Consider the following 23,071-nt stretch of genomic DNA (forward strand, 5'->3'; position numbering starts at 1 on the left):
TATAGACGCGCAGCCCGGATCCGGTTCCCGGTTCCGGGCTTCGCTATTTGTACATCAGCCGAGTCGGGACCATCGGTTCCGGCGACAGATCTCCAAGGAGAGGCGTCACATGACCAAGCTCAACGAAATCGCTCCCCGCGAAGGCTCCACCAAGGGCCGCATGCGCGTCGGCCGTGGCCCGGGTTCGGGCAAGGGCAAGACCTCCGGCCGCGGTGTGAAGGGCCAGAAGTCCCGTACCGGCGTCGCCATCGCGGGTTTCGAAGGCGGCCAGATGCCGCTGCACATGCGCATGCCCAAGCGCGGCTTCAACAACCCCTTCGCCCTGGAGTTCGCGGAAGTGAACCTGTGGCGCCTGGAGCAGGCCATTGCGGCCGGCAAGCTCGACGCCAAGAAGGCCATCGACGCTGACGCCCTGCTGGCCGCCGGCGTGATCCGCCGCAAGAAGGACGGCGTGAAGCTGCTGGCCAAGGGCGAGCTGAAGTCGAAGATCAACATCACCGTCTACGCGGCCACCGGCGCGGCCAAGGCCGCCGTCGAGAAGGCCGGCGGCAGCGTCACCACCACCGCCCCGGTGGAAAGCGACGCGCCCAAGGGCAAGCTGCAAAAGAAGGTCAAGGCCTAAGCGCCTGACTTGAGGGCCCCGCCTGTGGCGGGGCCTTTTCGCATCCACGCCCGTCCACCTTCCTTAAAGAAGGGCGGGGCAGGGCGGATGACAGGGCGTAACGGACGCCCTATGTACGATCCGTCTTAAAGCTCGGGGACTTGCATGGCTTCGGCCGCAGAACAGCTCGCCGCAAATATGAACTTCGGCGCCTTTCAGAAGGCGACGGAGCTGCACAAGCGCATCTGGTTCACGCTGCTGGCGTTGATCGTCTATCGGCTCGGGACCTACATCCCGATCCCGGGGATCGACCTGGAAGCCTTCCGGCGGACCTTCGAGAGCCAGTCCGGCGGCCTCCTGGGCATGTTCAACATGTTCTCCGGCGGCGCCGTCCAGCGGATGGCGATCTTCGCCCTGAACGTCGGCCCCTACATCTCGGCCTCGATCATTGTCCAGCTGCTCGGCACGGTCTATCCGCCGTGGGAGAAGATGCGCAAGGAAGGCGGGGAGGCGGGTCGCAAGACCCTCAACCAGTACACCCGCTACCTGACGGTCGTCCTGGCCGTGCTGCAGGCGTTCGCGATCGCCGCGGGCCTGCAGTCGAGCCCGGGCCTGGTGATCAACCCCGGGCCGTTCTTCCTGGCCTCCACCGTCATCACCCTGACCGGCGGCACCATGTTCCTGATGTGGCTGGGCGAGCAGATCACCAGCCGCGGCGTCGGCAACGGCGTGTCCCTGCTGATCTTCGCCGGCATCGTCGCCAACCTGCCGACGGGTGTGTGGCAGCTCCTGACGGTCATGCGGACCGGCCAGATGTCGACCTTCGGCGGCCTTGCGATCCTGGTGGTGGCCGTCGCCGCCATCTTGGCCATCGTGTTCATGGAACGCTCGCAGCGCCGCCTGCTGGTTCAGTATCCCAAGCGCCAGCAGGGGAACCGCATGTTCGGCGGCGACACCTCGTTCCTGCCGCTCAAGGTGAACACCTCGGGCGTGATCCCGCCGATCTTCGCCTCGTCCCTGCTGCTGCTGCCGGCGACGGCGATGAGCTTCCTGGCCACGGCGGACTTGCCGGGCTGGCTGCAATGGCTGCCGGGCGCGGTGGGCCAGCTCCAGCATGGCCAGCCCCTGTTCATGGTGCTGTACGCCGCCCTGATCATCTTCTTCTGCTTCTTCTACACCTCGGTCGTCTTCAATCCGGAGGAGACCGCCGAGAACCTGCGCAAGTATGGCGGCTTCCTGCCGGGCATCCGTCCGGGCAAGCGCACGGCGGAGTATCTCGACTTCGTGCTGACCCGCCTGACCGTGATCGGCGCCGCCTACATCACGCTCGTCTGCCTGGTGCCTGAGATCTTCATCAGCGCGTTCAAGGCGCCCTTCTATCTGGGCGGCACCTCGATCCTGATCGTGGTCAGCGTCACCATGGACACCGTCACGCAGATCCAGTCCCACCTTCTGGCCCACCAGTACGAAGGCCTCATCAAGAAGTCGAAGCTGCGCGGGGGCCGCGGGCGCTGATATTTCAAAGCGCCCAGACGCTTATTGATCGACGCCATTTAAACCGGCCGTGGGGACGGCCGGCGGGGAGGAATAGCTAGATGAATTTGATCCTGTTCGGACCGCCGGCCGCCGGTAAGGGCACCCAGGCCAAGCGCCTGGTCGAGACCCGCAAGATGGTTCAGCTGTCCACCGGCGACATGCTGCGCGCCGCGATCGCCTCGGGCTCCGAGCTCGGCAAGCGCGTCGAGGGCGTCATGCAGCGCGGTGAGCTGGTCACGGACGAGATCGTCATCGCCCTGATCGAGGAGCGTCTGCCCGAGGCCGAAGCGGCCGGCGGCGCGATCTTCGACGGGTTCCCCCGCACGCTCGCCCAGGCGGAAGCCCTGGACAAGATGCTGGCCGGCCGCGGCGCGAAGATCGACGTGGTGCTGCGCCTGAAGGTGGACGACGACGCGCTGCTGACCCGGGTGGCCGGCCGGTTCGCGGAGTCGGGCCGCCCTGACGACAATCCGGAGAGCTTCAAGGTGAGGCTCGCCGCGTACAACGAACAGACCGCGCCCCTGCTGCCCTACTACCAGGGCCAGGGAAAGCTGGTTGAGCTGGACGGCATGGGGACCATCGACGCGGTGGCCACCGGAATCGATTCGGCGCTGAACAGCCTCCCGTAATAGGGCAGGGGGCTGTTTCGTCGTCCAACCGGGCGGCGGAGGCACTTTCAAGGATCTTTCAGCCTCGTTTGAGGCCGGGGGATCCGGACTTGAGCGGTCGGTGTGACGAGTTTCCCGACGCGGGGCCCAAAAGGCTCCCGCAAGGGGTGAAAATTCGTTACTGCGGCCATTGACGGAAGCGTAACGATCCCTATAACGGGCCGCTTCCGCGAAACGCGCGAAGGATGCGCTGGCCTTCCCGAGAGGGACACCGGGGCCGGGGCGTTTTTCGCGCATCTCTGCGTGACCAGGAGAAGACCCGACGTGGCCCGTATTGCCGGCGTAAACATCCCCACGAACAAGCGCGTGGTCATCGCGCTTCAGTACATCCATGGCATCGGCCAGGCGAAAGCCCGGGAGATCGTGGATAAGGTTGGCATTGACGACGCGCGCCGCGTCAACCAGCTGACCGACGCTGAAGTGCTCCAGATCCGTGAAGCCATCGACCGTGACTACACGGTGGAAGGCGACCTGCGCCGCGAGACCGCGGTCAACATCAAGCGCCTTATGGACCTGGCCTGCTATCGCGGCCTGCGTCACCGCAAGGGCCTGCCGGTCCGCGGTCAGCGCACCCACACGAACGCGCGCACCCGCAAGGGGCCTGCGAAGCCGATCGCCGGCAAGAAGAAGTAAGAGAGCTTACCGATGGCCAAGGAACCGGCTCGCGTCAAACGTCGCGAACGCAAGAACATCACCTCGGGCGTGGCGCACGTGAACGCCTCGTTCAACAACACCATGATCACCATCACCGACGCCCAAGGGAACACCATCTCTTGGTCCTCCGCCGGCATGATGGGCTTCAAGGGCTCGCGCAAGTCGACCCCGTACGCCGCCCAGATGGCGGCCGAGGACGCCGGCAAGAAGGCCGCCGAGCACGGTGTGAAGACGCTGGAAGTCAACGTTTCCGGTCCGGGTTCGGGTCGTGAGTCGGCTCTGCGCGCCCTGCAGGCGGTGGGCATGACCATCACCACCATCCGGGACGTGACCCCGATTCCGCATAACGGTTGCCGTCCGCCCAAGCGTCGGCGCGTCTGAGTACCGAAGTACTGCTATTTCCCGGCGCCGGACCGCGTAAGACGCGTCCGGCGATCCTGCGTTCGAGGGACATCCATCCGTGATCGAAAGAAACTGGAACGAGCTCACCCGTCCCGAGAAGCCCGTGATCGAGACCGGCGTCGATGCCAGCCGCAAGGCCCGCATCATCGCCGAGCCGCTCGAACGTGGCTTTGGCGTGACGCTGGGCAACAGCCTGCGCCGTGTGCTGCTCTCGTCGCTGCAAGGCGCCGCCGTGACGGCGGTGCAGATCGACGGCGTCGTCCACGAGTTCTCGTCGCTTGAAGGCGTCCGTGAGGACGTCGTCGACATCGTGCTGAACATCAAGCAGATGGCCCTTCGGATGCATTCCGAAGGTCCGAAGCGCATGACCCTGCGCGCGACCGGCCCTGGCGCCGTGACCGCCGGTCAGATCGACGCCGGCGCCGACATCGACATTCTGAACCCCGACCACGTGCTCTGCACCCTGGATGACGGCGCCACCGTGCGCATGGAGTTCACCGTGCAGAACGGCAAGGGCTACGTCCCGGCCGAGCACAACCGTCCGGAAGACGCCCCGATCGGCCTGATCGCCGTCGACAGCCTCTTCTCCCCGGTCAAGCGCGTCGCCTATCGCGTCGAGCCCACCCGCCAGGGCCAGAGCCTCGACTACGACAAGCTGATCATGGAAGTGGAAACCAACGGCGCCGTGTCCCCCGTGGACGCCGTCGCCTATGCGGCCCGCATCCTCCAGGACCAGCTGCAGATCTTCATCACCTTCGAAGAGCCGAAGAAGAAGGTCGAGGGCGAGTCCAAGCCGGAACTGCCGTTCAACCCGGCGCTGCTGAAGAAGGTCGACGAGCTCGAGCTCTCGGTCCGTTCGGCGAACTGCCTGAAGAACGACAACATCGTCTACATCGGCGACCTGATCCAGAAGACCGAGGCGGAAATGCTCCGCACTCCGAACTTCGGCCGCAAGTCGCTGAACGAGATCAAGGAAGTGCTCGCGGGCATGAACCTGCATCTCGGCATGGACGTGCCGAATTGGCCGCCGGAAAACATCGAGGAACTGGCCAAGAAGTTCGAAGACCAGATGTAATCTGGTTTAGCGCCAGCCCCAGGGCCGCTTTCGGGCGGTCCGGGCCCGTCGAAGCCGCACCAGCGGTGGAGGGCTCCGGCGCATCGTGTTGACCCAGGCGGGGAGCAGGCTGGGATTGATCAGGAAGAGGGCGTCCGAAGGGCGCTTCCAACGGGTCCGAGCGGCCCAGGAGTTTTGAAATGCGTCACGGTAAAGCCCACCGCAAGCTTGGTCGTACGACCGCCCACCGCACCGCCATGTTCGCCAACATGGCCGCGAGCCTGATCAAGCACGAGCAGATCGTCACCACCCTGCCGAAGGCCAAGGAACTGCGTCCCGTGGTCGAGAAGCTGATCACCCTGGCCAAGCGCGGCGATCTGCACGCCCGCCGTCAGGCCATCAGCCAGGTCCGCGACGTCGAACAGGTCGGCAAGCTCTTCGCCGTCCTCGGTCCGCGCTACAAGGGCCGCAACGGTGGCTACACCCGCGTCCTGAAGGCCGGCTTCCGCTATGGCGACAACGCCCCGGTCGCCGTGATCGAGTTCGTGGATCGCGATCCGGCTGAAAAGGGCAAGGACTCCGGTCCGGTCCAGGTCTCGGCCTTCGCCGACGAATAAGCCGACAGGCTCGAAGCGTTCAAAGGCCCCGGATGACCTCCGGGGCCTTTTTCGTATCCGGACCGTCACCGCGCTGGGCTAGGCTCGGCGCATGCGCAACCTGCTCACTGCGGTCCTTAGCCTCCTGTTGTTCAGCGTCGCCGGCCTGGCCTGGGCGGGCGAGCGGCCTGTCACGATCCTGATCGGCGTCGACGGCTTCCGCGCTGACTATCTGAACCCCGAGGATGCGCCGAACCTCAGCGCGCTGGCGGCGCGTGGCGCGCGGGCGCAAGGGATGCGGCCCTCGTTTCCATCCCTGACCTTCCCCAACCACTACACCCTGGTCACCGGGCTTAGGCCCGACCATCACGGGGTGGTCGACAATGTGATGGAGGACGCCGATCGCCCGGGGCAGACCTTCACCATGGGCGCCAAGGCGATCTCAGGTGATCCCTTCTGGTGGGATGGCGGCGAGCCCCTGTGGGTGACGGCGGAACGCGCCGGCGTGCGCACCGCCACCATGTTCTGGCCGGGCTCGGACCTGCCGATCCGGGGCGTTCGTCCTTCGGCCTGGCGCCCCTACGACAAGAACGTGCTGGCTTCGGCGCGGGTGGACCAGGTGCTGGCCTGGCTCGCCGCGCCCGAACCGCCGACCTTTCTCACGCTCTATTTCGACGACGTGGACACCGTCGGTCACTATTTCGGGCCGGACAGTTCTGAGCGTCGCGTCGCGACCCGCCGGATCGACACCCAGATCGGCCGCCTGGATGCGGAGCTGCGGGGACGCGGCGTTGATGCGAACCTCGTCGTCGTCGCCGACCACGGCATGGCCGGCGTCTCCCGTGACCGCATCGTCTACCTGGATGATCTGGTCCCGGCCGAGGCGATCCGCGTGGTGACGTTCGGGGCGGGGGCGGGGCTCTATCCCGAGCCCGGCCGCAAACGGCAGGTGGAGGCCGCTCTGCTGGGCCGCCATGACCATATGACCTGCTGGCGAAAGTCCGGCCTGCCCAAGCGAATGCGCTTCGGCGCCCATCCCCGGATCCCGGCCATCGTCTGCCTGGCCGACACCGGCTGGATGCTCTCGACCCACGCCCGCAACGCCCGTTGGCCCATGACCAATCGGGGGGCACACGGCTTTGATCCCTATGACCCGGCCATGGCCGCGGTCTTCGTCGCCGCGGGCCCAGCCTTCAAGCCGGGCGTCGTCCTGCCGGTCTTCGACAATGTGGACGTCTATCCGCTGCTGGCCAGGCTGATTGGCGTGACGCCGCAGCCGAACGACGGAACCCTCGGGCCGCTGGTCCCTGCGCTCGCGCCTTGACATAATTATCAGAAGGCGAAAATATTATATGCAATGAAAACTAATGGAGCCCTCCTGATGGGCCGTCCGACGATCACACCTGGGCTCTGGTATCAGGACCCTCGCGCGGCCATCGCCTGGCTGGAAAAGGCCTTCGGCTTCGAAACCCTGCTGGTGGTCGACGACGGCCAGGGCGGCATGATGCATTCAGAGCTGAAGCTGGAGGGCGGGCTGATCATGGTCATGGGCCCGCCCCGCGCGCCCAGCTTCAGCCCCGTCGCGTTCGGTGGCCGCGCCAGCCAGTCGATCCACGTCCAGCTGACCACCGACCTGGATGCGCACTGCGCCCGGGCCCGCGCTGCAGGGGCCCGCATCGGCCGCGAGCCGGAGACCCAGGCCTATGGGGACCGGGTCTACACCTGCCTCGACCTTGAAGATCATCCCTGGTCCTTCGGCCAGACCCTGACCCAACTGACCGTGGACGAGATGGCCGCCGCCACCGGCCACGCCATCACCACCAGCCTCTAGGACCCCGCCATGCCCACCCTGCGCTCCGCCCTGTTCTACAAGAACCCCAAGGCCGCCATCGCCTGGCTGGAATCGGCGCTCGGCTTCGAGCTCGCCATGCTGCTGGAGGACGCCGAGGGCAATGTCGCCCACTCCCAGCTCACCCTCGGCGATGGGACCATCATGGTCGGCGGCGAATGGTCCGCCTTCCACCAGAGCCCGGCCTCGCTCGGGGGGATCAACAGCCAGACCGTCCATATCCAGATCGACACCGACATCGACGCCCACTGCGCCCGCGCGCATGAGCACGGCGCCCAGATCATCGAGCCGCCGACCACCCAGTTCTATGGCGATCGCACCTATCGCTGCCGCGACCCAGAGGGCCACATCTGGACCATTGGCCAGACCGTCGCCACCGTGAGCCGCGAAGAGGCCGAGGCCGCCACCGGCCTGAAGATCACCGGCTGGCAATGAGCGCGGCCCTCGCCATCGACCGCACCCTGGCGGCCCTGGCCGATCCGCATCGGCGCCAGGTGGTGGACTTGCTGGCCCGTGGCCCGCGTCCGGCCGGGGAGCTGGCGCGCGAGCTCGGCCTGCCGCCGCCGGCCATGAGCCGGCACCTGAAGGCGCTGAAGGCGAGCGGCCTGGTGGACGAGACCCATCCCGAATTCGATGCGCGGGTGCGCATCTACGCCCTGAGGCCGCAGCCGATGATCGACCTGATGCGCTGGTTGGAAGAGGCCGAACGGTTGTGGAGCGAACAGCTCGCGGCCTTCAAGGCCCACATCGAGGGGCAGGCGTGACCTCCAAGGTCTATGTCGCCCTGCGTGTGAAGGCGACGCCCGAGCGCGCCTTCCAGGTGTTCACGGCCGACATCGGCGCCTGGTGGCGGCCCAATGCGCTGTTCCAGACCACGCCGCGCGCGCCTGGCGTCCTGGCCTTTGAGCCGGGGGAGGGCGGTCGCCTGACCGAGACCCTGGCTAATGGCAAGGTGTTCGAGATCGGCAGGATCCTGGCCTGGGAGCCACCGGCGCGCCTGGTGTTCTCCTGGCGCCAGGCGACCTTCCCGGCGGATCTTCTCACAGAGGTTGAGGTTCGCTTCGAGGCGGTGGGGGAGGAGACAAGGGTCAGTGTCGAGCATCGCGGCTTCGACCAGGTTCCAGCCGACCATGTGGCCCGCCATGGCTTCCCCGACCAACTGCTGCTCATGCGCCTGGCCGAATGGTGGCGGGATCTGCTGACGGGAATGGGATCTGGCCTGGCCTAGGCTTGCCCATCCATACCAACTGACCGATTGTCCCTGGGGGGAGACGCCGACATGACCGACCAGCCCGCGCCCAAGGGGCGCAACGCCGCTTTCGGCTTCATCTTCGCCGTGGCGCTGATGAACTCGGTCTCTTTCGGAATCATGATCCCGGTGCTGCCCAACCTGATCAAGAGCTTCACCGGCGGCGACACGGCGGCGGCCTCGAACTGGAACGCGGTGTTCGGCGCGACCTGGGGCCTGATGCAGCTGTTCTGCGGGCCGATCCTGGGCATGATGTCCGACCGGTTCGGCCGTCGGCCCGTGCTGCTGATCTCCCTGGCTGGCCTGGCCATCGACTTCCTGGTCATGGCCTTTGCGCCCAACCTCGCCTGGCTGTTCGTGGGACGGGTGATCAATGGGATCACCGCCGCCAGCTTCTCGACCGCCAACGCCTATGTGGCCGACGTCACCGAGCCGCAGAACCGGGCCAAGACCTTCGGCATCATGGGCTCGGCCTTCTCCTTCGGCTTCCTGGTCGGCCCGGCCTTCGGCGGCGCGCTCGCCGGCATCGACCTTCGACTGCCCTTCCTGGTGGCCGGGGCGATCACGGGCGCCAACCTGCTCTACGGCTTCTTCGTCCTGCCGGAGTCCCTGCCGCCGGAGCGCCGGGTCAGCGCCTTCGACTGGAAGCGCGCCAACCCGATTGGCTCCCTCGGCTTCCTGAAGAACCACGGCCAGCTCCTGGGCCTGGCCGGGGTCGGCTTCCTGTTTCAGCTGGCCCACACCGTGCTGCCGGCGATCTTCGTGCTCTATTCCGGCTACCGCTATGGCTGGAGCCCAGCCACCATCGGCCTGACCATGGCCGCCACCGGGGTGCTGGGCCTGATCGTGCAGCTGGCCCTTGTCGGCCCCGTCGTGTCGCGGATCGGCGAGCGCGGCGCGCTGTTGCTGGGCTGCGCCGCCGGCTGCCTCGGCTTCTTCCTCTACGCGGTCTCGTCGCAGGGCTGGATGTACCTGGCCTCGGCCCCGGTGTTCGCCTTCGCCAACTTCGTCCAGCCGGGCCTGCAAGGGCTGATGACCCGCCGGGTCCAGCCCAACGAACAGGGCCGCCTGCAGGGCGCGAACCAGGGCCTGCAGGGCATCGCCTCGGTCCTGGGGCCGATCATCTACGGCACCATCTTCGCCTGGTCGGTGCACAACGACCGCACCTTGCACATGCCGGGCCTCGCGATCCTGGTGGCTTCCAGCCTGCTCGGCCTGGCCCTGGTGCTGGCGCTCAAGGTCGGACGGCCCGCAGAGGTCGCTGCGGTTGCGGCCTGAGGGGCTTGCAGCCTGAAGGGAACTGTCTAGGATCGTGTCATGGCAGGGATCACGGACAACCGCCGCTAGGCGCTGAAGCAACGTCGCCGCCCGATGGCGCTGCGACATACGTCCACGACTCTGTCTGAGCTCTCCCGATGTCCCTGACCTCCGCCGCGCCCGCCCGTCGCGCCGCCCTTCCGTTTATCGCGGTCACCATCTGTCTCGACGTCGTGTCGCACAGCATGGTGTTCCCTGTGCTGCCCCGCCTGGTCGAGGACCTGGCCGCGCACGACCGCGCCGCCGCCGCCCGTTGGGTGGGGGTGCTGGTCGCCGCCTGGTCCCTGGCCCAGTTCGTGGCCGCCCCCGTGATTGGCATGCTGTCGGACCGGTTCGGGCGCCGGCCGGTGATTCTGATCTCGGTGTTCGGCCTGGCGTTCGACATGGTGGTCATGGCGCTCGCCCCCAGCATCGGCTGGCTCTTGGTCGGCCGCATCCTCTGCGGCCTGACGGCGGGGGCCCAGGCCGCGGCCATGGCCTATGTGGCCGACATAACCCCGCCGGATGAACGGGCCGGCTCCTATGGCTGGCTGAACGCCGCGGCCTGGACCGGCGTCATCCTGGGTCCGGCCCTGGGCGGCCTGTTGGGCGGGATTGATCCGCGGGCGCCCTTCTGGGCCGGAGCGGTCTGCGCCCTGCTGAACGGCCTCTACGGCGTCTTCGTCCTGCCGGAATCCCTGCCGCGGGAGCGCCGCGCGCCCTTGAGCCTGCGCCGGGCCAATCCGGTGGCGGCGATGGGCCTGTTGACCCGGCCGGGCCTGCCGGTCCTGGCCGCCGTCCTGCTGCTGCTGTGGTTCGCGGCGCACGCCATGTACGGCGTCTTCGTCCTCTACACCGCCCAGCGCTACGGCTGGTCGCCCCTGACCCTGGGCGTCTTCTGGAGCGTGCTGGCGGCCATCAACATTGTCGTTCAGAGCCAGCTGGCCGGCCGCATCGCCAAGCGCTGGGGCGAGCGGCGCGCCGTCATCGTCGGCCTGGCGGCCCAGACGGTGGGCTTCCTGGCCGCCGGCTTGGCGCCCGTGGGCTGGATGTTCTGGATCGCCAACCTGCCCATCGCCTTCGGCAATATCGCCGGTCCCGCCCTGCAGACCCTGATGACCGAGCGCGTCGATCCGGACGAGCAGGGCCGGCTGCAGGGCGCCAACGGGGCCATCGGCAGCCTGTCGGGCCTCTTCGGCCCCATCGCCTTCACCCAGGTCTTCGCCTGGGCCATCGGCCTTGGCCATTCGCCGGCCTGGTCGGGGATCACCATGGTGTTCGGCGGGGTGCTGAGCGGCATCGCCGTGCTCTTGACCTGGCGCGGGGTTCCGAAGGCCGCCCCAAAGCCCTAAATCCTCGCCATCTTTGCGCCTGAAACCTCGTCAGAGTCCGTAAGCTCATGCCGTCTGGAGACTCCATGCGCGCCCTTCGCGTCCTGATCCCCGTCCTGGCCCTGTTGGGGGCCTGTTCCGACCCGCTGTCCAAGTCCAGCGCCCAGATCCCGCCGCTCGCCCAGCCCACCCGGGCCGCCCCCGGCGACGCCGCCACCATGAAGGTGTCCTTCGCCCCCGTGGTGAAGAAGGCCGCCCCCGCCGTGGTCAACATCTCGGCCAAGCGCGTGGTCCGCGCTCAGGTGGACCCCTTCTGGCAGTTCTTCGGTATGGGCGCTCCGCGCGAGCGGGTAGAGGGCTCCCTGGGCTCGGGCGTCATCGTCCGCGCCGACGGGGTCATCGTCACCAACAACCACGTGGTCGAGAACGGCCAGGAGATCACCGTCGGTCTCAATGACCGCCGCGAATTCCCCGCCAAGGTGCTGCTGGCCGATCCGCGCACCGACCTGGCGGTCCTGAAGATCGACGTCGGCGCCGAACGCCTGCCCACCCTGGCCATCGACGATTCCGGCGAGGCCCAGGTCGGCGACCTGGTGCTGGCCATCGGCGACCCCTTTGGCGTCGGCCAGACCGTGACCAACGGCATCATCTCGGCCCTCAATCGTTCGACCGATCCGAACGGCGACGCCGGCAACGCCTATATCCAGACCGACGCGGCCATCAATCCGGGAAATTCCGGCGGCGCCCTCGTGGACATGGACGGCGACCTGATCGGGGTGAACTCCTTCATCCTGTCGCGGTCGGGCTCCTCGGCCGGGGTCGGCTTCGCCATCCCCGCGGCCATGGTCCGGCGCATTGTCGAGACGGCGGCCGGCGGCGGCCATGCCCTGGTCCGCCCCTGGCTCGGCGCCCGCACCCAGACCGTCACCCCGGACATCGCTCGCAGCCTCGGCCTCGCCGCGCCCCAGGGCGCGCTCGTCGCCGACATCTGGCCGAACGGCCCGGCCCAGCGCGCTGGCCTGCGCCAGGGCGACGTGATCCTGAGCGTGGATGGCAAGCCCGCCGTCGACGCCGCCGCCATCAGCTACGCCGTCGGCTCCGCGCGTCCGGGCCAGGTGCTGAAGCTGGGCGTGCGCCGCGACAACGGCGCTGAACAGACCCTGTCCCTGCGGGCCGAGCCGCCGCCGGCCACGCCGGCTCGGGACGAACGCCTGCTCTCCGGCCGCAACCCCTTCGACGGCGCGACCGTGGTCAATGTCTCGCCGGCCGTGGCTGACGAGCTGGGTATCGACGCCTTCGCCGCCCGCGGCGTCATGGTGCTGAAGATTGGCCGGGGCTTCGCCATGAACGCCGGCCTGCGGCCCGGCGACGTGATCAAGCGCGTCAACGGCCGCGACATCGGCACGGTGGGCGAACTGGCCGGCGTGCTGGGGCAGGGCGGCGGCGCCTGGCAGGTGACGATTATCCGCGACGGCCAGGAGATCACCGGCAACTTCCGCACCTGACGCCTGGGGCGGGGACCTGCTAAACCCGCCCCATGGCCGACCTCTTCGAAGCCGCCGGGCTGACCCCGCACGCGCCGTCGCCGCTGGCTGAACGCCTGCGCCCCCAGACCCTCGCCGAGGTGGTGGGCCAGGATCACCTGCTCGGTCCCGACGGCGCCATCGGCCGCATGGCCCAGGCGCGGCGCCTGTCCTCCATGATCCTCTGGGGGCCGCCGGGCACCGGCAAGACCACCATCGCTCGCCTGCTGGCCAAGGCGGCGGGCTATGAGTTCATGCAGCTCTCGGCGGTCTTTTCCGGCGTCGCCGACCTGAAGAAGGCCTTCGAACAGGCCCGCGCCCGTCGCGCCGCCGGCCAGTCGACCCTGCTGTTTGTCGACGAGATCCACCGCTTCAACCGCGCCCAGCAGGACGGCTTCCTGCCCTTCGTGGAGGAGGGGATCGTCACCCTGGTGGGCGCAACCACCGAGAACCCGTCCTTCGAACTGAACGGGGCGCTCCTGTCCCGCTGCCAGGTCTTTGTCCTCAAGCGCCTGGACGAAGACGCCCTGACCAGTCTGCTGGCCAAGGCCGAAGCCGCCGAGGGGCGCGCCCTGCCGCTGGACGCGAACGCCCGCCACGCCCTGGTGGCCCTGGCCGACGGCGATGGCCGCTACCTGCTGACCCTGGCCGAGACCCTGTTCAACATCGGCTCGGCCAAGCCCCTGGACACCAAGGAGCTGGGCCAGGTCCTGCAGAAGCGCAGCCCAGCCTACGACAAGGATCGCGAGGGCCACTACAACCTGATCTCGGCCCTGCATAAGTCGATCCGCGGCTCGGACCCCGACGCCGCGCTCTATTGGCTTTGCCGCATGCTGGACGGGGGCGAGGACCCGCTGTTCATCGCTCGTCGCCTGATCCGCGCCGCCGCCGAGGACATCGGCGAGGCTGATCCCATGGCCCTGGTGCTCGCCAACGCCGCCAAGGACACCTACGACTTCCTGGGCAGCCCCGAGGGCGAGATCGCGCTCGCGCAGCTGGTCGTCCACCTGGCCGCCGCGCCCAAGTCCAACGCCGTCTATGTGGCCTACAAGGCGGCGATGAAGGCGGCCAGGGAGACCGGGTCGCTCAGCCCGCCGGCCCATATCCTCAACGCGCCGACCCGGCTGATGAAGGATCTCGGCTACGGCAAGGGCTACGCCTACGACCACGACGCCCCCGAGGGCTTCTCCGGCCAGAACTATTTCCCGGACGGCATGGGCCGGAAAAAGTTCTATGATCCCAAGGGCGACGGTGTGGAAGCTCGCATCAAGGATCGCCTCGACCGCTGGGCCGAGCTGCGCGAGCGGCGGGGTCGCTGAGCTCCAAGACCATTGTTATCACGCCCACTTTGAGCCTAGCCTTCCCCTGACATAGTCCTGGGGAGGAGCTGTCATGACCGAAGCGGTCGAGACGAGGGGCCCCCGCGCCCCCTGGTGGTTCTGGCTTGTCGCCGCCTTGTCGGCGGCCTGGAATGCGTTTGGCGCCTACGACTACACAATGACCCAGCTGAAGGGGGACGCCTACCTGCAGGCGGCCGGCATGCGGCCTGACCAGATCGCCTACTTCCACAGCATGCCCACTTGGACCACCGCCGTATGGGCCCTGGGCGTCTGGGGCGCCGTCGCTGGTTCGGGTCTGCTCTTCGCCCGGTCGCGCTGGGCCCTGCACGCGTTCACCGCCTCGCTGGCTGGGCTGGTCCTCTCCTTGGTCTACACGCACCTCATGTCCAAGGGCGGCGAGATCATGGGGCAGACGGGCGTGATCATGAACGCCGTAATCCTCGCCGGCTGCCTGATTTTTGTCTGGTACGCCGCCAGGGTGACGAAGCAGGGGCTCCTCCGCTAAATGGCGGCGTGAAGAAGCCTCTCAAGCCCGTCCAACTCTCGGCCGACGAGATCGCCCTGGTCCGCAGCCTGGTGATCTATGAGGACCCGCACATCCTGGCCCTGGCCAAGCCCGCAGGTCTGTCCAGCCAGGGCGGGCGGGGGCAGGTGAACACCCTGGACGAACTGCTCTGGGCGTTTGCAAAGCCGGGCAAGGCGCGTCCGCGCCTGATCCATCGCCTGGACCGCGACACCTCCGGCGTGATCCTCACCGCCAAGACCCAGCCCGCCGCAAGTTTCCTCGGCAAGGCCATGATGGCGCGGAAGTTTTCCAAGACCTACCAGGCCATCATCACGCCCTCGGCCCCTGAACCGCCGGTCGGCAGGATCGACGTCCCTCTACGTCGGGAGGAGCAGGGCCGCGAGGCCTATATGCGCGTCTGCGCGCCGGACCATCCGGACGCCGAGGCCGCCCTGTCGCGGTACCGCACCTTGAAGTCCGCCCCCGGCTGCGCCCTGGTCGAGCTGTCGCCGGAGACCGGCCGCATGCACCAGCTGCGCGTCCACCTGGCCCACATCGGTCGCCCCATCGCCGGCGACGTCCGCTACGGCGGGGCGCTGGCGGTCTCGGGCCAGCCCATCCCCCGCCTGATGCTCCACGCCATCGCCCTGGAATTCCCCCACCCTGAGGGTGGCCGGAAGCGCCTCGAAGCGCCGTTGCCCGCGGACATGGCCGGGCTGGTGGAAAAGCTGGGGCTCATCTGAACCCTCGCCCGCCCCACACCCCGTCATCCTCCGGTCGCCCGAAAGGGCGATCCGGGGGACCCAATCGGCCTATCCGGTCCTGCAACTCAGCTTGGGTCCCCCGGATCCTTGCTCGCGCAAGGCCCGGAGGATGACGTGGGTGAGAAGGGTGTGAGGACGTAAGACGCCCAGGCCTTTGCGGATCGCGGGTCCCGGCGCATAAGGGCGCATGGACAAGTATCTGCTGGTGGCCGTCGGCGGGGCGACAGGCGCGATGGCGCGCTACGCCCTGGGCGGACAGGCCCTGCGTTGGTTCGGCTCCGGCTGGCCCTATGGCACCTTCGCCGCCAACCTGATCGGCGGGCTCTGCATGGGCCTCCTGGCCGGCGTGCTGGCGCTGAAGGGCGGGGCCGACCAGGAACGTTGGCGCCTGTTGCTGGGCGTCGGTGTTCTGGGGGGCTTCACCACCTTCTCGGCCTTCTCGCTGGAGACGGCCCTGATGATCGAGCGCAAGGCCTGGGCCAACGCCTTCGCCTACGCCACCGCTTCGGTGGTCCTGTCCATCGGCGCCCTGTTCGTGGGCCTCATCCTGGCGCGCAAGGTGTTCGCATGAAGGAAGTCCGTACCCTCTACGTGGATTCCGGCGAGGACGGCGTCCGCCTGGACCGCTGGTTCAAGCGCCGCTGGCCGCACCTGTCCCACATCCAGATCCAGAAGCTCACCCGCTCGGGCCAGATCCGCGTCGACGGCGGCCGGGTGAAGTCCGACACCCGGCTGGCCGCCGGCGCCCAGGTGCGCGTGCCGCCCCTGCCGGACGCGCCGCCCAAGGGCGAGGGCGCGCCGAAACCCGGTCTCAATTCCCGCGACGTCGCCTATGCCCGCTCGCTGGTGCTCTATGAGGACGACGAGGTCCTGGCCCTGAACAAGCCCAGCGGCCTGGCCGTTCAGGGCGGCACCAAGACCACCAAGCATATCGACCGGCTGTTGTCGGCCTGGGGCGAGGGGTTGGAGCGCCCGCGCCTGGTCCACCGCCTGGACCGCGACACCTCCGGCGTTCTGGTGCTGGGCAAGACCCCCGGCGCGGCGGCCAAGCTCGCGGGCGCCTTCGCCCGCCGTAAGGCGCAGAAGACCTACTGGGCCCTGGTGCTCGGCCACCCCAAGCCGTCCGAGGGCGTGCTGGAGCTGCCCCTGGTGAAGAAGGGCGTCGGCGACCGCGAGATGGTGGTGCCGGCCGAGCCCAAGGACCCGGACGCCGAGCCCGCCCAGACCGAGTTCGTCATGCTCTCCACCGCCGGCCGTAAGGTCGCCTGGATGGCGCTGCGCCCGCACACCGGCCGGACCCACCAGCTGCGGGCCCACATGCTGGCCATGGGCCACCCGATCCTGGGCGACCCGAAATACGCCACCGACCCCTCGCGGGAGATCTCGGGCGACCTGAAGCTGCAGCTGCATGCGCGGCGCCTGGAGATCCCGCATCCCAGCCGCGGGACGCTGATCATCGAGGCCCCGCTCAGCCCTGAAATGAAGGCCGGCTTCGCCCGCTTCGGCTTCGAGGAACATGAAGCCGATCCCGAGCCCTTCGGCCGCAAGCGGCGCTAGGGGTCAGGTCAGGCCCGTCAGAAGCCTGGCCCCAGCACTGTCGGGAAAGACCGTGGTGTCCAGCACCGCGCGCTCCAGACCGAATTGGTCGGCCAGGACGCCCTTGAACAGGCTGCGCATGTCGAGGGTGGGGGCGAGGTCACGGTTCTCGAACAGGGCGGCGGTCCTGAGCCCCGGCCAGTCGCCGATGATCCCGCCGCCCTTGAGGCCGCCGCCCAGCACCAGGGCGGTCGAGGCTGTGCCGTGGTCCGTTCCGCCGGTGCCGTTGATCCGGGCCGTGCGGCCGAACTCGGTGACCACCACCACCACCGTGTCGCGCCAGTCCTCCGCCAGCCCCTCGTGCAGCCCGTCCAGCAGGGCGTCCAACCCGGCCAGCCTGGGGGCCAGCTGAGCCGGCTGGTTGGCATGGGTGTCGAAACCATCCAGGCTGAGGGCGACGATGCGCGGTCCACCGGCCTCGCGCATCAGGCCGGCGGTGGTCTGACCCAGTCGGCGCGCGCTCTCCACCCCGGCCTTGGCCCCGCCGCCGGGGGATGTGGGCGCCATCGCCTCGTCGGCCATCGCGGCCCGGGCCATGTCCTCGGTGGCCAGTCCCTGGGCTAGGGCGGGCCCCAACAGCGGGTCATCCTTGTAGAGATCCTGCAGCAGGGTCGGCAGGCGCGCGGTGCTGTCCACCGCGAAGCCTGGCGTCCAGGAGGCGGCCGGCGCCGGCCCCCGCAGGACCAGGGGCGCCGTCGGCCCCACGGACAGCGCGCTGACCGGCGCGCGAGCGGCCAGCACCCCCACGGCCCGGTTCAGCCAGCCCGAGACGGTCCCGTAGACGACGGCGCCGCCGCTCTCCAGAACGTCCTGGGCCTCGAAGTGTGACCGGGCGCGGTCGGGCGTCGCCACCGCCGGGACCAGGCGCGCCTGGCCTGATCGGGCCAGGGCGTGGACGCTCGCCAGGGCCGGGTGCAGGGCGAAACGGTCGTCGAGCTTCAGGGCCGTGGACTCGAAGCCAAACGCCCCGCGCAGGGCGGCGTAGTCCGGATCGCCCACCGGCGGGGCCAGGGACAGGCCGTCGAGGCCGCCCCGGCAGATGACCATCACCAGCTTGCGTCGATCCGCTGCCGCCAGGGCGGGAAGGGCGGCGAAGTGCAGGGACAGGCCGAAGCCGGCGGCCAGGACGGTGCGGCGGGACGGGGTCATCGGCGTTGGAACTCCGGGGACATGAGCAGAAGGGCGAAGCCCTCCGCCCGACTTTCGGCGCGGGCGATGGCCGTCGCTGTTTGGGGACGTAGGCGCCCGCCCAGGGCCTGGGCGGCCAGGTCTCCCGGATCGCGATCCGCGGTGGCGCGGGCGGCGAAGGCGTGGGCCCAGGCCATCCGCTTGACCACAGCGTCCGGGGCCGCCCAGACCGCGGCGTCTTCCGGCCACCCCTTGGGCGAGGGCGCGCCAAAGGGCTTCTGGCCCAGGCCGTTCAGCACCGGGGCGAGGACGGTGACGTCGCGGGGCGCGCCGCCGGCCGCCCGCCAGCTGGAGATCAGGAACTCATACGGCGTCTTGAACTTGGCCGGGGTGGCGTCCCAGGCCTCAGGACTGTCGACCAGGGTTGCGGCCACAGCGGCCAGGTCCCCGCCGCTCGCCATCCAGGTCCGCTCCAGGCGCTCGGTCAGGGTAGGGGGCGGGGTGTCGGAGACGAAATGCCGGGCGATCTTGCCGCAGACAAAACGCGCCGTCTGAGGCCTGGCGGCCAGATCGCTGAGGATGGCGGCCACCTGGTCGCGGCCGCCCGCCGCATAGCGGACGCCCATCACGGTCCGGGGCCCGGGTTCGTGGGCCATTTCGCGGAACACCGCCTCGCCCAGCTGGTCGCCGTCCCGCTCGCCGCCCACCGACAGGCCGGTGAGCGCCCGGGCGAACTCGGTCACGTCGGCCTGGCTGTAGCCACCCTCAACGCCCACGGTGTGCAGTTCGAGAATCTCGCGGGCCAGGTTCTCATTAAGGCCCCTGGGGCGGTTGGGTTTTTGGGCCCCGACCCCGCGCCTGCGTCCGCCAAGATACTGCGCGGCCCGGCTGCCGGGACCGATCGAGCTGGCCTGGTCCAGATAGAGCAGCATGGCCGGGTGGGTTTCCGCCGCCCCCAGCAGGTCGGCGAAACGGCCAAAGATGTTGGGCCGGATGGCCTCCTCCTCAAAGGGGCCGACCAGGGGCGCGGTCGCCGCCTTGGCGGCGCTGACGGTGAAGTGGTTGGCCCAGAACAGGGTCCAACGCTCCCGGAACCCGGCTTCGGTCAAGGCGGCCAGTCGTGCACGGGCCGCGAAGTCACCCCCCGTCTCCTGGCGCAACAGCTTCTGGACCTGCTGGACCGGATCCGCGGCCTCGGCGTCGCCCGCCTGTTTGGCCTGCCGCCGCTGCCGCCCCAGGTCCCGATAGGCGATGATCCGCGCCTGGGTGGCGTCGGCCCGGGGCTGGGGCTGGTCAGCGCCCTCGCGCCGGATCTGGGCCTTGAGGAAACCGCGGGGATCGCTGCGGGCGGCGGCGATCTCGCCCGGCCGGGCGCCCAATCCGAACCGTGTCGCCGCGATCGCAGCCTCCAGGTCCCGGTCCGCCATCAATCGGCTCCTTGCGAATTTTCCGCCCAGCCCTCATTTGCACGGGCCGTTGGATGAGTTCCGTCGGGAGTTTGGAGAAAAGATGGCCAAGGGGTTCAAGGAGCCGGGCGAGAAGCCCCGCCGCTTCTACAAGACCGTCGAGGTCCGCGCCTGCGACGACGGCTTCGAGGTCACCCTGGACGGTCGCGTCCTGCGCTCGCCGCGCGGCGGCAAGCTGATGGCGCCGACCCGCGCCATCGCGGAGATGTGCGCTGAGGAGTGGGCGGGCCAGGGCGAGCATATCGAGATGGCGGCCATGCACGTCACCCGCCTGGCCTTCACCGCCGTCGAGGCGATCCCGCCGGCCCGGGAGGCGGTCGCCGACCAGATCGCTCAGTACGCCGGCTCGGACCTGCTCTGCTATTTCGCCGACAGCCCCGCCGCCCTGGTCGAACGGCATGAAAATCACTGGGGACCGATGCTGGACCGCGCCCGCGAGGAGATCGGCCTGGTCTTCCTGCGCACCTCGGGCATCCAGCATCAGGAGCAGCCGGCCGAGACCCTGGCCCGAGTGAAGTCTCTGGCCCTGGAGCTCAATGATTTCGAACTGGCGGGCCTGGCCTTCGGCGCCCCGCTCCTGGGCTCCACGGTGCTCGCCTTCGCCCTGCAGCGCGGCTGGATCAGCGGCGACCAGGCCATGGAGCTCTCGCGCCTGGACGAGACCTTCCAGGAGGAACAGTGGGGCGTCGACGAAGAAGCCGCCGAACGCGCCGCCAACCTCAAGCTCGAGGCGCGCATGCTGGAGCGGTGGTTCAAGGCGCTGAAGTAAACCCGCGCCCCGCCGTCATCCCATCATCCGCTCATCCCGGCGAATGCCGGGATCCAGGTCGTAAAGCGCCGCACATGAAAAAGGCCCCGCGAGCGCCGTTTCCGGACCCGTGGAGCCTTTTCATCTGGACCCCGGCAATCGTCGGGGTGAGCGGGTGTTAGCCTACCCCTTCGCCGCGTCCAGCTTGTCCTGGGTGCGCAGGTCGAAGTCGCTGGCGTCGTGGCGTTCGCGCAGCTGGCTGGCCGGGTCGCCCTGGGCGCGGTTGACCATGCGGCCGCGCCTCACGCCCGGACGCTCGGCCAGTTCGTCGGTCCAGCGGATGACGTTCTTGTATTCGTGCACCTGCAGGAACTCGCCGCCCTCATAGAGCAGGCCCTTGGACATGCCGCCGTACCAGGGCCAGATGGCCATGTCGGCGATGGTGTACTCGTCGCCGGCCACATAGCGGTTGTTGGCCAGCTGGCGGTCCAGCACATCCATCTGGCGCTTCACCTCCATGGCGTAGCGGTCGATGGCGTATTCGATCTTGAGCGGGGCATAGGCGTAGAAGTGGCCGAACCCGCCGCCCAGGAAGGGCGCCGAGCCCACCTGCCAGAACAGCCAGGACATCACCTCGGCCCGCTGCGCCGGGTCGGTGGGCAGGAAGGCGCCGAACTTCTCGGCCAGGTGCACCAGGATCGCGCCGGATTCGAAGATGCGGATCGGCTTGGGTCCGCTGTGGTCGACCATGGCCGGGATCTTGGAGTTGGGATTGGCGTCCACAAACCCGCTGGAGAACTGCTCGCCCGCGCCGATGTTGACGAGCCAGGCGTCGTATTCCGCGCCCGTGTGGCCGAGCTGGAGCAGTTCCTCCAGCATGATGGTCACCTTCACCCCGTTGGGCGTGCCCAGGGAGTAGAGCTGCAGCGGGTGCTTGCCCACCGGCAGGTCCTTGTCGTGGGTCGGCCCGGCGATAGGTCGGTTGATGTTGGCGAAGCGGCCGCCGCTCTCCTTGTTCCAGGTCCAGACCTTGGGCGGGGTGTAGGTGGCGTCGGCCATAGGCGTTCCTCCGGGGCGTGTCTCTGATGTTTGGTGAAAAGCATGTGGGGCGGGGAGGGGAGCTTGGCTAGCCCAAAATCCGCGCCTCCGGTGACGTCCCGTGAACTTGCCACCCCTGCCAAGCCCGACTACGGCTTGCGTTTCGCGAGTGAGTTCAAGGGAGCCCGAGGCGTGAAGCATATTCTCGAAGAGCTGGAACGGCGCAGGGGCGAGGCCCGCGCGGGCGGCGGCGAACGCCGGATCGCCAACCAGCACGCCAAGGGCAAGCTGACCGCGCGCGAGCGCCTGGACCTGCTGCTCGATGAAGGCTCCTTCGAAGAGTTCGACATGTTCGTCGAGCACCGCGCCGTGGACTTCGGTATGGCCGAGCAAAAGGTGCCAGGTGACGGCGTCGTCACCGGCTGGGGCACCATCAACGGCCGTGTGGTCTTCGTCTTCTCCAAGGATTTCACGGTCTTCGGCGGGTCTCTTTCCAACGCCCACGCCCAGAAGATCGTCAAGGTGCAGCAGCAGGCCCTGAAGGTCGGCGCCCCGATCATCGGCCTCTTCGACGCCGGCGGCGCGCGCATCCAGGAGGGCGTGGACGGCCTGGCCGGCTATGCCGACATCTTCCTGCAGAACACCCTGGCCTCGGGCGTAATTCCGCAGATCAGCGTGATCATGGGCCCCTGCGCCGGCGGCGACGTCTATTCGCCGGCCATCACCGACTTCATCTTCATGGTGAAGGACACCTCGTACATGTACGTGACGGGTCCGGACGTAGTGAAGACCGTCACCCACGAGGAAGTCACCCACGAGGAATTGGGCGGCTACCGCGTCCACGCCATGAAGTCCGGCGTCGCCGACGGCGCCTTCGAGAACGACCTGGAAGCCCTGACCCAGGTCCGCCGCCTGATCGACTTCCTGCCGCTCAACAACCGCGAGAAGCCGCCGGTCCGCGAAACCTACGACGACGCGAACCGCGACGAGCCCAGCCTCGACACCCTGGTCCCGGCCAATCCGAACAAGCCCTACGACATGAAGGAACTGATCCTGAAGGTCGTGGACGAGGCCGACTTCTTCGAGGTCTCTCCGGATTTCGCCAAGAACATCATCGTCGGCTTCGGCCGGGTGGACGGCCAGACCGTCGGCATCGTCGCCAACCAGCCCCAGGTGCTGGCCGGCGTGCTCGACATCGATTCGTCGCGCAAGGCGGCCCGCTTCGTGCGCTTCTGCGACGCCTTCGAGATCCCGCTGGTGACCTTCGTCGACGTGCCCGGCTTCATGCCCGGCACCAAGCAGGAGCAGGGCGGCCTGATCCGCCATGGCGCGAAGTTGCTGTTCGCCTACGCCGAGGCCACCGTGCCGAAGGTGACCGTCATCACCCGCAAGGCCTATGGCGGCGCCTATGACGTCATGAGCTCCAAGCACCTGCGCGGCGACATGAACTACGCCTGGCCCTCGGCGGAAATCGCCGTCATGGGCGCCAAGGGCGCGGTGGAGATCATCTTCCGCTCCGAGATCGGCGACGTCGCGGCCATCGCCGCCCGCGAGGCCGAGTACAAGGACCGCTTCGCCAACCCGTTCGTGGCCGCCAGCCGCGGCTTCATCGACGATGTGATCATGCCCCACGGCACCCGCCGCCGCATCGCCCGGGCGCTGAAGAACCTGCGGTCAAAACAACTGACCAACCCCTGGAAGAAGCACGACAACATCCCGCTCTAGGG

25 protein-coding genes are annotated in these 23,071 nt (G+C 68.5%); 22 read left to right on the forward strand and 3 right to left on the reverse strand.

Annotation, left to right across the window (positions count from 1 at the left end):
* The first annotated feature begins 109 nt into the window (after nucleotides 1–109).
* From rplO to ACFQ27_RS07930, 20 genes are all read left to right on the forward strand, one after another.
* The gene (gene rplO, locus ACFQ27_RS07835) at nucleotides 110–622 is read left to right on the forward strand and encodes a 50S ribosomal protein L15 (RefSeq protein WP_374347485.1); all 513 of its coding nucleotides are present in this window, start codon (nucleotides 110–112) and stop codon (nucleotides 620–622) included.
* Between the two features lie 144 nt (nucleotides 623–766).
* Nucleotides 767–2,116 carry a preprotein translocase subunit SecY gene (gene secY, locus ACFQ27_RS07840; protein ID WP_374347483.1) on the forward strand — a complete coding sequence of 450 codons (1,350 nt, stop codon included), beginning with the start codon at nucleotides 767–769 and terminating at the stop codon, nucleotides 2,114–2,116.
* 80 nt (nucleotides 2,117–2,196) lie between these two features.
* Nucleotides 2,197–2,766, forward strand: coding sequence for an adenylate kinase (locus ACFQ27_RS07845; RefSeq protein ID WP_374347481.1), 570 nt, complete (start codon nucleotides 2,197–2,199; stop codon nucleotides 2,764–2,766).
* 303 nt (nucleotides 2,767–3,069) lie between these two features.
* Nucleotides 3,070–3,438 carry a 30S ribosomal protein S13 gene (gene rpsM / locus ACFQ27_RS07850; protein WP_374347480.1) on the forward strand — a complete coding sequence of 123 codons (369 nt, stop codon included), beginning with the start codon at nucleotides 3,070–3,072 and terminating at the stop codon, nucleotides 3,436–3,438.
* A gap of 12 nt (nucleotides 3,439–3,450) precedes the next feature.
* A complete protein-coding gene (gene rpsK / locus ACFQ27_RS07855) occupies nucleotides 3,451–3,840 on the forward strand; it encodes a 30S ribosomal protein S11 (protein WP_374347478.1) in 390 nt (129 codons plus the stop codon).
* A 79-nt stretch (nucleotides 3,841–3,919) separates the two neighbouring features.
* The gene (locus ACFQ27_RS07860) at nucleotides 3,920–4,936 is read left to right on the forward strand and encodes a DNA-directed RNA polymerase subunit alpha (RefSeq protein WP_374347476.1); all 1,017 of its coding nucleotides are present in this window, start codon (nucleotides 3,920–3,922) and stop codon (nucleotides 4,934–4,936) included.
* 179 nt (nucleotides 4,937–5,115) lie between these two features.
* Nucleotides 5,116–5,532 (forward strand): 50S ribosomal protein L17, encoded by a 417-nt coding sequence (gene rplQ, locus ACFQ27_RS07865; protein ID WP_374347474.1) that lies wholly within the window; start codon nucleotides 5,116–5,118, stop codon nucleotides 5,530–5,532.
* A 91-nt stretch (nucleotides 5,533–5,623) separates the two neighbouring features.
* Nucleotides 5,624–6,835 carry an alkaline phosphatase family protein gene (locus ACFQ27_RS07870; protein ID WP_377353184.1) on the forward strand — a complete coding sequence of 404 codons (1,212 nt, stop codon included), beginning with the start codon at nucleotides 5,624–5,626 and terminating at the stop codon, nucleotides 6,833–6,835.
* A 57-nt stretch (nucleotides 6,836–6,892) separates the two neighbouring features.
* The gene (locus ACFQ27_RS07875; RefSeq protein ID WP_377353185.1) at nucleotides 6,893–7,342 is read left to right on the forward strand and encodes a VOC family protein; all 450 of its coding nucleotides are present in this window, start codon (nucleotides 6,893–6,895) and stop codon (nucleotides 7,340–7,342) included.
* Nucleotides 7,343–7,351: 9 nt separating this feature from the next.
* Nucleotides 7,352–7,795: a VOC family protein gene (locus ACFQ27_RS07880; protein ID WP_374347468.1), complete on the forward strand. Its 444-nt coding sequence runs from the start codon at nucleotides 7,352–7,354 to the stop codon at nucleotides 7,793–7,795.
* A complete protein-coding gene (locus ACFQ27_RS07885) occupies nucleotides 7,792–8,124 on the forward strand; it encodes an ArsR/SmtB family transcription factor (RefSeq protein ID WP_374347467.1) in 333 nt (110 codons plus the stop codon). The genes ACFQ27_RS07880 and ACFQ27_RS07885 overlap by 4 nt, the downstream gene beginning before the upstream one ends.
* Nucleotides 8,121–8,588 (forward strand): SRPBCC family protein, encoded by a 468-nt coding sequence (locus ACFQ27_RS07890; RefSeq protein ID WP_377353186.1) that lies wholly within the window; start codon nucleotides 8,121–8,123, stop codon nucleotides 8,586–8,588. The genes ACFQ27_RS07885 and ACFQ27_RS07890 overlap by 4 nt, the downstream gene beginning before the upstream one ends.
* A 51-nt stretch (nucleotides 8,589–8,639) precedes the next feature.
* On the forward strand, nucleotides 8,640–9,887 hold the full coding sequence (locus ACFQ27_RS07895) for a TCR/Tet family MFS transporter (protein WP_374347463.1): 1,248 nt from the start codon (nucleotides 8,640–8,642) through the stop codon (nucleotides 9,885–9,887).
* A gap of 137 nt (nucleotides 9,888–10,024) precedes the next feature.
* Nucleotides 10,025–11,257: an MFS transporter gene (locus tag ACFQ27_RS07900; RefSeq protein ID WP_377353187.1), complete on the forward strand. Its 1,233-nt coding sequence runs from the start codon at nucleotides 10,025–10,027 to the stop codon at nucleotides 11,255–11,257.
* 65 nt (nucleotides 11,258–11,322) lie between these two features.
* Nucleotides 11,323–12,741 (forward strand): Do family serine endopeptidase, encoded by a 1,419-nt coding sequence (locus ACFQ27_RS07905; RefSeq protein WP_377353188.1) that lies wholly within the window; start codon nucleotides 11,323–11,325, stop codon nucleotides 12,739–12,741.
* Between the two features lie 32 nt (nucleotides 12,742–12,773).
* Complete coding sequence (locus ACFQ27_RS07910; protein ID WP_377353189.1) at nucleotides 12,774–14,078, forward strand: replication-associated recombination protein A; 1,305 nt, start codon at nucleotides 12,774–12,776, stop codon at nucleotides 14,076–14,078.
* Between the two features lie 73 nt (nucleotides 14,079–14,151).
* Nucleotides 14,152–14,604 (forward strand): hypothetical protein, encoded by a 453-nt coding sequence (locus tag ACFQ27_RS07915; RefSeq protein ID WP_377353190.1) that lies wholly within the window; start codon nucleotides 14,152–14,154, stop codon nucleotides 14,602–14,604.
* Nucleotides 14,605–14,612: 8 nt separating this feature from the next.
* A complete protein-coding gene (locus ACFQ27_RS07920) occupies nucleotides 14,613–15,347 on the forward strand; it encodes an RluA family pseudouridine synthase (protein WP_377353191.1) in 735 nt (244 codons plus the stop codon).
* A 208-nt stretch (nucleotides 15,348–15,555) separates the two neighbouring features.
* On the forward strand, nucleotides 15,556–15,939 hold the full coding sequence (gene crcB / locus ACFQ27_RS07925) for a fluoride efflux transporter CrcB (RefSeq protein WP_374347454.1): 384 nt from the start codon (nucleotides 15,556–15,558) through the stop codon (nucleotides 15,937–15,939).
* Complete coding sequence (locus ACFQ27_RS07930) at nucleotides 15,936–16,925, forward strand: RluA family pseudouridine synthase (RefSeq protein ID WP_374347452.1); 990 nt, start codon at nucleotides 15,936–15,938, stop codon at nucleotides 16,923–16,925. The genes crcB and ACFQ27_RS07930 overlap by 4 nt, the downstream gene beginning before the upstream one ends.
* 3 nt (nucleotides 16,926–16,928) lie before the next feature.
* Here the strand turns inward: ACFQ27_RS07930 and ACFQ27_RS07935 are convergent, their stop codons facing one another.
* Together ACFQ27_RS07935 and ACFQ27_RS07940 are read right to left on the reverse strand one after the other, a co-directional pair.
* A complete protein-coding gene (locus ACFQ27_RS07935) occupies nucleotides 16,929–18,113 on the reverse strand; it encodes a DUF1501 domain-containing protein (protein ID WP_377353192.1) in 1,185 nt (394 codons plus the stop codon).
* Nucleotides 18,110–19,519, reverse strand: coding sequence for a DUF1800 domain-containing protein (locus tag ACFQ27_RS07940; RefSeq protein ID WP_377353193.1), 1,410 nt, complete (start codon nucleotides 19,517–19,519; stop codon nucleotides 18,110–18,112). Before ACFQ27_RS07940 ends, ACFQ27_RS07935 begins: the two co-directional genes overlap by 4 nt.
* Before the next feature lie 82 nt (nucleotides 19,520–19,601).
* Here ACFQ27_RS07940 and ACFQ27_RS07945 point away from each other — a divergent pair, with 82 nt between their 5' ends.
* Nucleotides 19,602–20,327: an ATP12 family chaperone protein gene (locus tag ACFQ27_RS07945; RefSeq protein WP_374347446.1), complete on the forward strand. Its 726-nt coding sequence runs from the start codon at nucleotides 19,602–19,604 to the stop codon at nucleotides 20,325–20,327.
* Between the two features lie 162 nt (nucleotides 20,328–20,489).
* On the opposite strand, the gene yghU is transcribed toward ACFQ27_RS07945, so the two are convergent.
* A complete protein-coding gene (gene yghU, locus ACFQ27_RS07950) occupies nucleotides 20,490–21,365 on the reverse strand; it encodes a glutathione-dependent disulfide-bond oxidoreductase (protein ID WP_377353194.1) in 876 nt (291 codons plus the stop codon).
* Nucleotides 21,366–21,536: 171 nt separating this feature from the next.
* Here yghU and ACFQ27_RS07955 point away from each other — a divergent pair, with 171 nt between their 5' ends.
* Nucleotides 21,537–23,069, forward strand: coding sequence for an acyl-CoA carboxylase subunit beta (locus tag ACFQ27_RS07955; protein ID WP_377353195.1), 1,533 nt, complete (start codon nucleotides 21,537–21,539; stop codon nucleotides 23,067–23,069).
* Nucleotides 23,070–23,071: the final 2 nt, after the last annotated feature.

The organism is Phenylobacterium conjunctum, assembly GCF_042679085.1.
Classification (GTDB): Bacteria; Pseudomonadota; Alphaproteobacteria; order Caulobacterales; family Caulobacteraceae; genus Phenylobacterium; species Phenylobacterium conjunctum.

Bases quoted from the DNA above. Each gene is read 5' to 3' on its own strand.
- ACFQ27_RS07880 (WP_374347468.1), top strand. From the start codon at position 7,352: ATGCCCACCCTGCGCTCCGCCCTGTTCTACAAGAACCCCAAGGCCGCC.
- crcB (WP_374347454.1), top strand. From the start codon at position 15,556: ATGGACAAGTATCTGCTGGTGGCCGTCGGCGGGGCGACAGGCGCGATG.
- ACFQ27_RS07895 (WP_374347463.1), top strand. From the start codon at position 8,640: ATGACCGACCAGCCCGCGCCCAAGGGGCGCAACGCCGCTTTCGGCTTC.
- ACFQ27_RS07915 (WP_377353190.1), top strand. From the start codon at position 14,152: ATGACCGAAGCGGTCGAGACGAGGGGCCCCCGCGCCCCCTGGTGGTTC.
- ACFQ27_RS07940 (WP_377353193.1), bottom strand. From the start codon at position 19,519: ATGGCGGACCGGGACCTGGAGGCTGCGATCGCGGCGACACGGTTCGGA.
- ACFQ27_RS07910 (WP_377353189.1), top strand. From the start codon at position 12,774: ATGGCCGACCTCTTCGAAGCCGCCGGGCTGACCCCGCACGCGCCGTCG.
- ACFQ27_RS07875 (WP_377353185.1), top strand. From the start codon at position 6,893: ATGGGCCGTCCGACGATCACACCTGGGCTCTGGTATCAGGACCCTCGC.
- yghU (WP_377353194.1), bottom strand. From the start codon at position 21,365: ATGGCCGACGCCACCTACACCCCGCCCAAGGTCTGGACCTGGAACAAG.
- secY (WP_374347483.1), top strand. From the start codon at position 767: ATGGCTTCGGCCGCAGAACAGCTCGCCGCAAATATGAACTTCGGCGCC.
- ACFQ27_RS07885 (WP_374347467.1), top strand. From the start codon at position 7,792: ATGAGCGCGGCCCTCGCCATCGACCGCACCCTGGCGGCCCTGGCCGAT.
- rpsK (WP_374347478.1), top strand. From the start codon at position 3,451: ATGGCCAAGGAACCGGCTCGCGTCAAACGTCGCGAACGCAAGAACATC.
- ACFQ27_RS07845 (WP_374347481.1), top strand. From the start codon at position 2,197: ATGAATTTGATCCTGTTCGGACCGCCGGCCGCCGGTAAGGGCACCCAG.
- ACFQ27_RS07930 (WP_374347452.1), top strand. From the start codon at position 15,936: ATGAAGGAAGTCCGTACCCTCTACGTGGATTCCGGCGAGGACGGCGTC.
- ACFQ27_RS07945 (WP_374347446.1), top strand. From the start codon at position 19,602: ATGGCCAAGGGGTTCAAGGAGCCGGGCGAGAAGCCCCGCCGCTTCTAC.
- ACFQ27_RS07900 (WP_377353187.1), top strand. From the start codon at position 10,025: ATGTCCCTGACCTCCGCCGCGCCCGCCCGTCGCGCCGCCCTTCCGTTT.
- rplQ (WP_374347474.1), top strand. From the start codon at position 5,116: ATGCGTCACGGTAAAGCCCACCGCAAGCTTGGTCGTACGACCGCCCAC.
- ACFQ27_RS07935 (WP_377353192.1), bottom strand. From the start codon at position 18,113: ATGACCCCGTCCCGCCGCACCGTCCTGGCCGCCGGCTTCGGCCTGTCC.
- rplO (WP_374347485.1), top strand. From the start codon at position 110: ATGACCAAGCTCAACGAAATCGCTCCCCGCGAAGGCTCCACCAAGGGC.
- ACFQ27_RS07905 (WP_377353188.1), top strand. From the start codon at position 11,323: ATGCGCGCCCTTCGCGTCCTGATCCCCGTCCTGGCCCTGTTGGGGGCC.
- ACFQ27_RS07870 (WP_377353184.1), top strand. From the start codon at position 5,624: ATGCGCAACCTGCTCACTGCGGTCCTTAGCCTCCTGTTGTTCAGCGTC.